General features: G+C 60.2%; 11 protein-coding genes and 1 pseudogene. 5 read left to right on the forward strand and 7 right to left on the reverse strand.

Annotation, left to right across the window (positions count from 1 at the left end; all coding sequences use genetic code 11):
* The 7 genes and pseudogenes from ACIQ47_RS04175 to ACIQ47_RS04205 form a co-directional block, all read right to left on the reverse strand.
* Positions 1–142: pseudogene (locus ACIQ47_RS04175) on the reverse strand (enoyl-CoA hydratase); the annotation flags it as partial.
* Complete coding sequence (locus ACIQ47_RS04180) at positions 108–1,355, reverse strand: Y-family DNA polymerase (protein WP_396437006.1); 1,248 nt, start codon at positions 1,353–1,355, stop codon at positions 108–110. The pseudogene ACIQ47_RS04175 and the gene ACIQ47_RS04180, both read right to left, overlap by 35 nt.
* A 123-nt stretch (positions 1,356–1,478) precedes the next feature.
* On the reverse strand, positions 1,479–2,636 hold the full coding sequence (locus tag ACIQ47_RS04185) for an alpha-hydroxy acid oxidase (RefSeq protein ID WP_296292612.1): 1,158 nt from the start codon (positions 2,634–2,636) through the stop codon (positions 1,479–1,481).
* A gap of 111 nt (positions 2,637–2,747) precedes the next feature.
* On the reverse strand, positions 2,748–3,569 hold the full coding sequence (locus ACIQ47_RS04190; protein ID WP_396436981.1) for an NAD-dependent epimerase/dehydratase family protein: 822 nt from the start codon (positions 3,567–3,569) through the stop codon (positions 2,748–2,750).
* Positions 3,570–3,581: 12 nt separating this feature from the next.
* The gene (locus ACIQ47_RS04195; RefSeq protein ID WP_396436982.1) at positions 3,582–4,346 is read right to left on the reverse strand and encodes an HpcH/HpaI aldolase/citrate lyase family protein; all 765 of its coding nucleotides are present in this window, start codon (positions 4,344–4,346) and stop codon (positions 3,582–3,584) included.
* A gap of 34 nt (positions 4,347–4,380) precedes the next feature.
* Positions 4,381–5,715 (reverse strand): glucarate dehydratase, encoded by a 1,335-nt coding sequence (gudD, locus tag ACIQ47_RS04200; protein WP_396436983.1) that lies wholly within the window; start codon positions 5,713–5,715, stop codon positions 4,381–4,383.
* An 86-nt stretch (positions 5,716–5,801) separates the two neighbouring features.
* Complete coding sequence (locus tag ACIQ47_RS04205; RefSeq protein ID WP_396436984.1) at positions 5,802–6,533, reverse strand: FadR/GntR family transcriptional regulator; 732 nt, start codon at positions 6,531–6,533, stop codon at positions 5,802–5,804.
* A 137-nt stretch (positions 6,534–6,670) separates the two neighbouring features.
* Between ACIQ47_RS04205 and ACIQ47_RS04210 the strand changes: the two genes are divergently transcribed.
* The 5 genes from ACIQ47_RS04210 to ACIQ47_RS04230 all read left to right on the forward strand — a co-directional run bounded on the left by ACIQ47_RS04210 (position 6,671) and on the right by ACIQ47_RS04230 (position 11,394).
* Positions 6,671–7,654, forward strand: coding sequence for a TRAP transporter substrate-binding protein (locus ACIQ47_RS04210; protein ID WP_396436985.1), 984 nt, complete (start codon positions 6,671–6,673; stop codon positions 7,652–7,654).
* Between the two features lie 97 nt (positions 7,655–7,751).
* The gene (locus tag ACIQ47_RS04215) at positions 7,752–8,270 is read left to right on the forward strand and encodes a TRAP transporter small permease (protein ID WP_396436986.1); all 519 of its coding nucleotides are present in this window, start codon (positions 7,752–7,754) and stop codon (positions 8,268–8,270) included.
* 2 nt (positions 8,271–8,272) lie between these two features.
* A complete protein-coding gene (locus tag ACIQ47_RS04220; RefSeq protein WP_396436987.1) occupies positions 8,273–9,556 on the forward strand; it encodes a TRAP transporter large permease in 1,284 nt (427 codons plus the stop codon).
* A gap of 15 nt (positions 9,557–9,571) precedes the next feature.
* Positions 9,572–10,567: an NAD(P)-dependent oxidoreductase gene (locus tag ACIQ47_RS04225; RefSeq protein WP_396437007.1), complete on the forward strand. Its 996-nt coding sequence runs from the start codon at positions 9,572–9,574 to the stop codon at positions 10,565–10,567.
* Positions 10,564–11,394 carry an amidohydrolase family protein gene (locus tag ACIQ47_RS04230; RefSeq protein WP_396436988.1) on the forward strand — a complete coding sequence of 277 codons (831 nt, stop codon included), beginning with the start codon at positions 10,564–10,566 and terminating at the stop codon, positions 11,392–11,394. Before ACIQ47_RS04225 ends, ACIQ47_RS04230 begins: the two co-directional genes overlap by 4 nt.
* Positions 11,395–11,427: the final 33 nt, after the last annotated feature.

Below are 11,427 nucleotides of genomic sequence, written 5' to 3' on the forward strand. Positions count from 1 at the left end.
CTGCCCTGTGGATGTCGGTCAGCACCTCGTGCAGTTCGCGCCAAAAGGTCGGGTGCATGGTGTTCATCGCCTCGGGGCGGTTCAGCACCAGGTGGGCAATGTGGTTTTCAGTCGAGAGGGAAAAGCAGCTGAGTTTGTCCATGGTCATTCACTTGAGGAGGGTCTTGATCGGGTGTTTCACTGTAAGCGGCGATGGGGGGCTGCGCTGTCCCGGCCTTGACCAGCGAGCCCACCCGCACCCCCAGCAGCCGCAGGCGGCGTGACAGGTCCACACGTTTGAGGCATTGGCCTGCGATCAGCCGGATGTGTTTGGCGTCTGCCGTGTATTTGGTCAGGGTCTGGTCTCGCGTCACGGCCTGAAAATTGTCGTACCGCAGCTTGATGCCGATGGTTTTGCCTTCGTAGCCTTTGCGCTGCAAGTCGGCGGCCACTTGCTCGCACAGGCGGGTGAACACCGCACTCAACTCGGCGCGGTCGCGCACGGCGTGCAGGTCGCGCTCAAAGGTGGTTTCGCGGCTCATGCTGACGGGTTCGCTCTCGGTTTCCAGCGGGCGGTCGTCGCGGCCCCAGGCGGCATCAAACAGCCAGGCGCCGTAGCTTTTGCCAAAGTTTTCCACCAGCCAGTGCGGCTCACGCGCCGCCAGCTCGCCAATGGTGTGGATGCCAAAGCCCTTGAGCTTTTCATCGGCCTTGGGGCCCACGCCGTTGATCTTGCGGCAGGCCAGGGGCCAGATCAGGGTTTGCAGATCGGCCTCGTGCACGATCGAGATGCCCTTGGGTTTGTTGAACTCGCTGGCCATTTTGGCGATGAGTTTGTTGGGCGCCACGCCGATGGAGCAGGTCAGGCCCGTGGCCTCAAAAATGCTTTTTTGGATCAAGCGCGCCAGCACCCGCCCGCCTTCGCGCTGGCCGCCGGGCACGTCAGTGAAGTCGATGTAGACCTCGTCCACGCCCCGGTCTTGCATGATGGGGGCGATGTCCAGAATGATGCTTTTGAAGGTGCGCGAAAAGTGCCGATACCGCTCAAAGTCCACCGGCAACAAAAGGGCCTGCGGGCACAACTTGGCGGCTTTCATCAGGCCCATGGCCGAGCCGATGCCGAACTGCCGCGCCGCATAGGTGGCGGTGGTGATCACGCCGCGCCCGGTGTAGCCCTCGATGCGCGGAAAAAAGTCGACCGGGATGCGGTCCAGCCGCTTGGCAAAGCTCTCTTCGGTCCATTCGCCATCCGGGTAGGCCGCTTGCAGTTTGGCCAGCAGGTCGTCTTCTTTGCGGCGGCCACCACCGATGACCACCGGCAGACCCTTGAGCTGTGGGTAGCGCAGCAGCTCGCAGGACGCGTAAAACGCGTCCATGTCGAGGTGGGCAATGCGGCGGATGGGCGGGGCCACGGCGCTTGAAACGGGTGAATCAGTCACCCATCAAGCATAGCGCGCCCCCAAGGGGTTTTGCGCTTGCCAAACCCCTGCCGGGCTTGTTTATTGGCCCGTAGGAAAGGTGCCTGGCAGCAAGATGCTTTTGTCCACCGTGTCCATTTGCGTGCGACCGCAAAAGGCCATGGTCAGGTCGAGTTCTTTGTGGATGATTTCCAGCGCTTTGGTCACGCCCGCTTCGCCCATCGCGCCCAGGCCATACAGCATGGAGCGGCCAATGTAGACGCCCTTGGCACCCAAGGCGCGGGCTTTGACCACGTCCTGGCCGCTGCGGATGCCGCCGTCCATGTGCACTTCAATGTTCTGGCCCACGGCATCCACGATGGCGGGCAGGGCTTCGATGCTGGACTGTGCGCCGTCGAGCTGGCGGCCGCCGTGGTTGCTGACGATCAGGGCGTCCGCGCCCGATTGCACCGCCAGGTGGGCATCATCCACGTCCTGAATGCCCTTCAAAATCAGCTTGCCACCCCAGCGTTTTTTGATCCATTCGACATCGCCCCAGTTCAGGCCGGGGTCGAACTGCGAGGCGGTCCACGAAGACAGGCTGCTCATGTCGGCCACGCCTGTGACGTGGCCCACGATGTTGCCAAACTGGCGGCGCGGTGTGCCCAGCATGCCCAAGGCCCAGCGGGGCTTGCTGGCGATGTTGATCATGTTGGCGAGCGTCAGCTTGGGCGGTGCAGACAGGCCGTTTTTCAGGTCCTTGTGGCGTTGACCCAAAATTTGCAAGTCCAGCGTGAGCACCAGCGCGCCGCAGTTGGCGGCTTTGGCGCGGTCAATCAGGCGCTCGATGAAGCCCTTGTCTTTCATCACATAGAGCTGAAACCAAAAGCCTTCACCGGCATGCTGGGCCACGTCTTCGATGGAGCAGATGCTCATGGTAGAAAGGGTGAAGGGCACGCCAAACTTTTTGGCCGCGCGGGCGGCCAGGATTTCGCCATCGGCGTGCTGCATGCCCGTCAGGCCCGTGGGCGCAATGGCCACGGGCATGGCGACTTTCTCGCCCACCATGGTGCTGGCGGTGCTGCGGTTTTCCATGTTCACGGCCACGCGCTGGCGCAGCTTGATCTTTTGAAAATCGCTTTCGTTGGCCCGGTAGGTGCTCTCGGTCCAAGAGCCACTGTCGGCGTAGTCATAAAACATGCGCGGCACGCGCTTTTCGGCCAAAACGCGCAGGTCTTCGATGGTGGTGATCACGGACATGGGGGGTCTCCTGGGGTTTTATCGGTCAGAACTGACCCGCATCGTAGCCGCTGGGGCCGTGCCAGCTTGTGAAACTTGAGACAGCAGGTTTGAAATTTCTTTCGGCATGTTTCAGCCGTGGGGTGCGGCTTTCACATATGCGCCACCCTGGTAGATGGCGGCTGGGTCTTGTGTGTCGATGCTTTGTTGGCGTGCTTCCATGTCAGGGCGGAACACGTCGGACGAATCCAAAGGTCGATAGCCAAGGTGTTGGGCATGGGTGTTGTCCCACCAGGTGGTCTGGTTGTCGGACATGCCGTAAATGATGCTGTGGCCCACGATGGGCGCGGTCAGGGCAGACACGACCAGACGCTCCAGGTCGTCAAAGCTCAACCAAGTGGCCAGCATGCGGCGGTCTTTGGGTTCGGCATAAGAAGAGCCAATGCGCAGGCTCACGGTCTCGATGCCCCAGCGGTCCCAATACAGTTGAGCCAGGTCTTCGCCAAAGGCTTTGGACAGGCCATAAAACCCGTCGGGCTTGGGCGGCATGCGGGTGTTGACCACCTCGTCTTGGCGGTAAAAACCCGTCACATGGTTGGAGCTGGCAAACACGATGCGCTTGACGCCTTGCAGGCGGGCGGCTTCGTACAGGTTGACCATGCCCACAATGTTGCCCGCCAAAATCGGCTCCCAGGGCTGTTCTGTGGACACGCCGCCCATGTGCACCACCGCGTTCACGCCTTCGAGCAAGGCGAGCATTTGGTCTTTGTCTTCGAGCGACGCGAGTTGCACCTCTTCGCCTGCACCCGCTGGGTCCAGTTCACGCCTGTGGCTCACGCGCAGCACGTCGCAATAGGCTTTGAGGCGGGGGCGAAGTTCTTTGCCCAGGTTGCCACCCGCACCCGTGAGGAGCAGGCGCGGAAATCGAATGGGGGAGGCGGGTGTTTTGAGCATGGTTTTTGAGATTCAGGATTTGAAACGACCCGCCAAGGCGGTGGCGCTGTCGCGCAACACGTTTTGGTCAGCGCCCACGGCCACAAACAAGCAGCCTTGCTCGACATAGTGTTTGGCCAGGGCTTCGTCGCCCGTGAGGATACCGGCAGCTTTGCCGCAGGCCTTGATGCGGGCAATGGACTCGTCAATCACTTTCAGCACATCCGGGTGCTTGGGGTTGCCCAAGTGGCCAAGCGCTGCCGACAAGTCACCGGGGCCGATGAACACGCCATCGACGCCGTCCACGTTGGCGATGGCTTCGATGTTTTGCAGGCCCAGCACGGTTTCGACTTGCAGCAACAGGCAAATTTCTTCGCTGCTGTGATGGGCGTAACCCTTCACGCGGCCATAGTGGCTGGCGCGGGGCGCACCCGCATAGCCGCGCACGCCGTGTGGTGGGTAGCGGGTGTAAGACACCGCTTGTTGGGCTTCTTCTTCGTTCTGGATGTAGGGCACCAACAGGGTTTGCACACCCACATCGAGCAGGCGCTTGAAGGTCACCATGTCGTTCCACGGTGGGCGCACGATGGCGGTGGTGGGGCTGCCCTTCATGGCTTGCAATTGCGCCACGATTTCGGTCAGGTCGTTGGGCGAGTGCTCCATGTCCAGCAGCAACCAGTCAAAGTTGCAATGCGCCAAGATCTCGATGCTGATGTTGCTGCACAGGTGCGACCACAGGCCAATCTGCTTTTGACCCGACTGGATCGCGTGTTTGAAATGGTTGACGGGCATGTCCATGGTGTTTTTCCTTTGAGGTGAATGGCCCGGGTGCTCAGCGCACCATGCAAGGCATCTTGTTGTTGAACTTCCAGCCGGGGATCAGGTGCTGCATCGCGATGGCGTCGTCGCGTGCGCCCAGGCCGTGTTGTTGGTAAAGCTGGTGGGCCTTCATCACCGCGTCCATGTCCACCTCGATGCCCAAGCCCGGCTTGGCCGGCACATCGACATAACCGTCCTTGATTTGCAGCGGGTCTTGGGTCAGGAATTGGCCGTCTTGCCAAATCCAGTGCGTGTCGATGGCGGTGACTTTGCCGGGGGCGGCAGCGGCGCACTGGGTGAACATGGCCAGCGAGATGTCGAAATGGTTATTGGAGTGCGAACCCCAAGTCAGGTCGTACATCTGGCACAGCTGCGCCACGCGGACCGAGCCTTGCAGCGTCCAGAAATGGGGGTCGGCCAGCGGGATGTCGACCGACTGCAGCTGAATGCTGTGCGCCATCTCGCGCCAGTCGGTGGCGACCATGTTGGTGGCCGTCAGCAAGCCGGTGGCGCGGCGGAACTCGGCCATGACTTCGCGGCCCGAGAAAACGCCTTCGGCACCGCAGGGGTCTTCGGCATAGGCCATGGTGCTGCGGTGGTCGCGCAGCAAACGAATCGCGTCTTTGAGCAGCCAGCCGCCATTGGGGTCGAGCGTGATGCGCGCCTTGGGAAAGCGCTCATGCAGAGCCACCACGGCTTCGACTTCTTCTTCGCCGCGCAGCACGCCGCCTTTGAGCTTGAAGTCCTGAAAGCCATAACGGGCTTGCGCCGCTTCGGCCAGACGCACCACGGCGTCGGCGGTCATGGCTTTTTCATGGCGCAGGCGCAGCCAGTCGTCGGCTTGGTCTGGCTCGCTGCGGTAGGGCAAGTCGGTTTGCTGGCGGTCGCCCACATAAAACAAGTAGCCCAGCATTTGCACGCGGCTGCGCTGCTGGCCTTCGCCCAGCAAGGCGCACACCGGCACATTCAGGTGCTGACCCAGCAGATCGAGCAGGGCGCTTTCCACGGCGGTGACGGCGTGGATGGTCGTGCGCAGGTCAAAGGTTTGCTGGCCCCGGCCGCCGCTGTCGCGGTCGGCAAACTGCTGGCGCATGGCTTGCAGCACAGCGTTGTACTGGCCAATGGGCTGGCCTTCCACCATGGGGCGGGCGTCTTCCAGGGTTTGGCGGATTTTTTCGCCGCCGGGCACTTCGCCCAGGCCCGTCTGGCCCCACGAGTCGGTCAGGATGACGATGTTGCGGGTAAAAAACGGGCCGTGAGCACCGCTGAGGTTCATCAGCATGCCGTCGTGACCGGCGACGGGGATCACCTGCATGCGGGTGATGGTGGGGGTGTGGTGCGGAGTCATGGTGTAAAAATTCTAGTCAATAGACATCGTACAACTTGGGGGTGTATTGACCATTGGGGAAAACACGGGTGATGGGCCGCGTTGATTCAACCCGGGCTGTCGGGGTCGCTCTTGCGCAGGCGGTCTCGGCTGTTGGCCAAGTGGGTGCGCATGGCGGCTCGGGCGGCCTCGACGTCTTGCTCGGCAATGGCGTTGTAGATGCTCTCGTGTTCCTGGTTGACGCGGCGCAGGTAGTTTTGACGCTCCGGGTCGGTGGTCAGGATGCCGCTGATCCGTGCGCGAGGAATCACCCCCGCACCCATGGAGTGCATCAGGTCGACGAAGTGGTGGTTTTGGGTGGCTCGGGCAATGCCCTGGTGAAACTGGTGGTCTGCCATCACGGCATCGCGACCTTCGTCCACGGCGCTGTTGAAGGCTTGAAGTGACAACTTCAATTCAGACAAATCCTCTGGTGTGCGGCGCACCGCAGCCAAAGCAGCGGCTTCCGTTTCCACGCTGATGCGAAATTCAAGCAGGGCAATGACCTCTCGCAGGGTGCCCATTTGCTCAGGGCTGATGCGGAAAGACGGGTGCTCGCTTTTGGGCAGCACAAAGGTGCCAATGCCGTGGCGTGTATCGACCCAGCCTGAGGCCTGCAACCGCGAAATCGCTTCGCGCACCACGGTGCGGCTCACGCCAAAATCTTTCATGATGGCCGCTTCGGTCGGCAATTTGTCGCCAGCTTTGAGGCGACCGCTGCGGATTTGTTCGGTCGTGGCGTGGACCAGTTGTACGGCCAGGCCACCTGGCTTTTTCAATGAGAGGGTCGTGGCATCCATGGGTAATCCCTAGCTGTCCGAATGTCGAAGCTCAATGATAATCATGTGGCCAATTGTACGACAACTGATGACCTGGTGTTGAATTTTCAATGTTTCAGTTGATGCCCATTGCCCCCAACCTTTCACAGGAGACCCTCATGTACTTTCGCAGAAACTTGCTTTCCTCAGCGGCCGCCGCAGTGCTGGCCATGACCATGACCCCCATGGCTTCGGCACAAACCGTGCTCAAGGCCTCGGATGTCCATCCCGCGGGCTACCCCAACGTGGTGGCGGTTGAAAACCTGGGTAAAAAACTTGAAGCCGCCACCAATGGTCGGTACAAACTGCAAATGTTCCCAGGGGGTGTGCTGGGCTCAGAAAAAGAAGTGGTGGAGCAAACCCAGATCGGTGCGATTCAGATCGCCCGCATTTCGTTGGGCATTCTGGGGCCGGTGGTGCCCGATGTGAACGTGTTCAACATGCCTTTTGTTTTCCGCGATGAGGCGCACATGCGCGCTGTGATCGACGGGCCTGTGGGCAAGGAGATTTTGGAAAAAATCACCAAAAGCCCGGCCCGACTGGTGGCCTTGGGCTTCATGGACAGCGGCTCGCGCAGTCTCTACACCAAAAAAGAAATCAAAACCCCGGCTGACCTCAAGGGCCTGAAGATCCGCGTGATGGGCAACCCGCTGTTTGTGGACACCATGAACGCCATGGGCGGCAACGGCATCAGCATGGGCCACAACGATGTGTACAGTGCGCTGCAAACTGGTGTGGTGGACGGTGCTGAAAACAACCCGCCGACTTTGTACACCACCAATCAGTACTCCACTGGCGTGAAGTTTTACACCCAGACCACGCACTTGATCATTCCTGAAATTTTCGTCATGTCCAAGGTCACTTGGGACAAATTGACCCCGGCTGACCAAGCCAGTGTGATGAAATTTTCTCGTGAGGCGCAATTGGAGCAGCGTGTCTTGTGGGACAAGAGTGTGGCCGAGTACTCGACCAAACTCCAGGCCGCTGGCATTCAGTTCAAGTCAGTGGACAAAAAGCCCTTTTATGACGCCACCGCCCCTGTGCGTGCCAAATACGGTGCGCAATATGCTGACCTGATGAAGCGCATCGAAGCGGTCAAGTGATTCGCTTGCAGCGGCCTTAAACGCCGCTACGCGAGATGGGACGGGGTGAGCCCCGTCCCTTTGGATTTGATGAACTCGCCCGCGAGGATTTTGGAATATGTTGCGCTTCTTTGACCGCCTTTACCTGTTCTGCATTTGGATTTCTGGCCTGTCGATTTTGGCGATGAGCCTGATCATTCCATGGGGCGTTTTCGCCCGCTATGTATTGGGTACGGGCTCGAGCTGGCCAGAGCCGGTGGCGGTCTTGCTGATGGTGACCTTCACATTCATGGGCGCGGCCGCGGGTTACCGAGCCGGTGCCCACATTGCTGTGGGCATGCTGGTGGACCATTTGCCTGCTGGCGTGCAAAAAATCGGCGCCTTTCTGGTGCACATTTTGATGTTGGTCATTTGTGGTTTTGTGGTCGTGTGGGGCAGCAAGCTGGTCATGGGCACCATGGGTCAAACCTTGGCTGACTTACCGTGGTTGGCAGTGGGCTGGACCTATATGCCCGTGCCACTGGGCGCACTCTTGACCTTGTTGTTTGTGCTGGAGGTGTTGTTTTGGGGACCTGCACATCACCGTGCCGTGGTGGTTTTTGACCACGAAGGCCCCACATCGGCGGAGGCGATCTGATCATGGATGCATTGGTTCTCATTGGCAGTTTTGTGGTGTTGATGTTGTTGGGCATGCCCGTGGCCTATGCCTTGGGTATGGCGGCCTTGTTGGGGGCCTTGTGGATCGATTTGCCGCTGGATGCGGTGATGATCCAGATGGCCAGTGGCGTGAATAAATTCTCTTTGCTGGCCATCCCGTGTTTCGTGCTGGCGGGCGCGATCATGGCCGAGGGCGGCATGTCGCGGCGACTGGTGGCGTTTGCCGGTGTGCTGATCGGTTTTGTGCGCGGGGGCTTGTCGCTGGTCAACATTTTGGCCTCCACATTTTTTGGGGCCATTTCCGGTTCATCGGTGGCCGACACGGCATCGATTGGCTCGGTCCTGATCCCCGAGATGGAAAAAAACGGCTACCCCCGGCCTTTTGCCACAGCCGTGACGGTGAGTGGTTCCGTGCAAGCCATCTTGATCCCGCCCAGCCACAACGCGGTCATTTACTCCATGGCCGCAGGGGGCACGGTGTCGGTGGCGGCGCTGTTCATGGCCGGGGTGCTTCCCGGTTTGCTGCTTGGCTTGAGCTTGGCGTTGTATTGCCTGTATGTGGCTCGGCGCGAGAACTATCCCAAAGGCCGCGTCATTCCCCTGAAAGAAGCGCTCAAAATTTGTGTCGACGCCCTGTGGGGGTTGGCCACCATGGGCATCATCTTGGGCGGCATTTTGTCGGGCGTGTTCACGGCCACCGAATCGGCCTCGATCGCGGTGCTGTGGGCCTTTTTTGTGACCATGTTCATTTACCGTGATTACAAGTGGAAAGACCTGCCCAAACTGATGCACCGCACGGTCAAGACCGTCACGATCGTGATGATCCTGATCGGCTTTGCCGCGAGCTTCGGTTACATCATGACCTTGATGATGATTCCGCTGAAGATCACCGCGCTCTTCACCGCCTTGAGCAGCGAGCCCTGGGTGATTTTGTTGTGCGTCAACATCATGCTGTTGGCGCTGGGCACCTTGATGGACATGGCCCCGCTGATTTTGATTTTGACCCCGATCTTGTTGCCGGTCATGAAAACCATCGGCGTGGACCCGGTTCACTTTGGCATGATCATGATGGTCAACCTGGGCATTGGGCTGATCACGCCACCGGTGGGTGCGGTGCTGTTTGTCGGCAGTGCGGTGGCCAAGCTCAAAATCGAGCAAGTGGTCAAAGCCATGAAGCCGTTCTTTGTGATCTTGTTGTTCGTGCTGTTGCTGGTCACCTATGTGCCACAAATTTCACTGTGGCTGCCTCGCAGCATGGGCTTGTAAAAAGCAGCCATGGCCTTGCCTAAGGTGCTGGTCACCCATCCCCGCGAACGCCTGCACACCTATTTTGGTGAGCAGGCGTTGGCCAATTTGAATCAGGTGGCCTGTGTCCAGCTCAATCCCGATGACCATGACTGGTCTACCGCCGAGTTGGTTGAAGCCGCCCAAGGCTGTGAGGTGTTGATCGCCTACCGGCAAACCGCGCTTGATGCCGACTTTTTTGCCACGGTGCCGGGCTTGCTGGCGGCCGTGCGTTGTGCCGTCGACATTCGCACCATCGATGTGGCAGCAGCCAGCCGTGAGGGGGTGCTGGTCACGCGCGCCAGTCCCGGATTCGGTCCGTCGGTGGCGGAATGGGTGATGGGCGTCATGATCGATTTGAGTCGCCACATCACTGCGGCCACGGCGGCCTATTGGCAAGGTCAGTCTGTGCAGCCCCGCATGGGGCTTGAGTTACGTGGGGCTTGCGTGGGCATCATCGGGTATGGCGAAATCGGTCGCCATGTGGCCCGCTTGGCGCAGGCGTTTGGCATGCGTGTGTGTGTGTACGACCCTCATGTGACGCCACAAGACCCGGCCTTGCAGTCGTTGAGCTGGCCGGAACTGCTGGCCCAGGCTGACCATGTGGTGTGCCTGGCCCCAGCCACACCCGAAACAGAAAACCTGATCAACGCCCAAGCCTTGTCGCTCATGAAACCCACAGCGTTTTTCATCAACGCTTCGCGGGGGCAGTTACTTGACGAGTCAGCGCTGTTGCACGCTTTGGACCTCGGCCAGTTAGCAGGGGCTGCGCTCGATGTGGGGCGTGCCGCTGATCAGATGCCTTCGCCCGATCTGGTGCGGCACCCCCGTGTGATTGCCACGCCCCATGTGGGCGGTTTGACACCCCAAGCCATTGCCCACCAGGCGCTGGAAACCGTGGTGCAAACGACGGACATTTTGCAGGGGCGCATGCCCCGCGGCGCGGTCAATCCGGCGCATGCGCAACGTTGGTTGGATCGGGTGATGCCATGACCGCCGTTTCTTTTTCTGTGCCCGAGGGGGCTTGCGACTGCCACACCCACGCCTATGACGAGACCTACCCCTTGGCGCCCACGGCCACCTTCAAGCCGCCACATGCGCCTATGAATGACTATGCCCAAGTCCAGGCCGCGCTGGGTTTGACGCGTGTGGTGGTGGTGCAGCCCACGGGCTATGGTTTTGACAACCGCTGCACTTTGGCCGCGGTGGCCAGCATGGGCGGTCGCGCCCGCGCTGTGGCCATGCTGCCTGTGCAGGTGACCGACTCGGAATTGCAGGCTTTGCATGCTGCGGGTGTGCGGGGTGTTCGCATGATGATGTTCCCAGGCGGTCTGCTGGGCTGGGACGCGCTGGCCCCCATGGCCGACAAGGTGCGGCCTTGGGGTTGGCATTTGAATGTGCAGTTCAATGGCTGCGAGTTTGTGCAGCGCCTGCCCCTTTTGCAAAGTTTGAACGTGCCGCTGGTGATCGATCACACCGGAAAATTCTTGGTGCCCCCTGTGGGCACAGAAGACCCGGCATTTCAGACCCTTTGCCGTTTGCTGGACACGGGCCGCGTTTGGGTCAAGCTGTCTGCTCCTTATGAGACTTCGCGCCAGGGCGCGCCGCATTACGATGATGTGGGTTTGCTGGCGCGTTACCTGGCCACCCATTACCCCGAGCGCTGCTTGTGGGCGAGCAATTGGCCCCATCCCAACCAAGACCCCGTGCCGTCCAATGCCGCCATGCTGAACCTCTTGCCCAATTGGGTTGCGCGTGATGACGACCTGCAACGCATCTTGGTGGACAACCCTGCGCAGCTGTATGGCTTTGAGGCTTGACCGCTCAGCTGTTGATTCATTTTCAGGAAATGT

This window comes from Limnohabitans sp., from assembly GCF_044373035.1.
Classification (GTDB): Bacteria; Pseudomonadota; Gammaproteobacteria; order Burkholderiales; family Burkholderiaceae_C; genus Limnohabitans_A.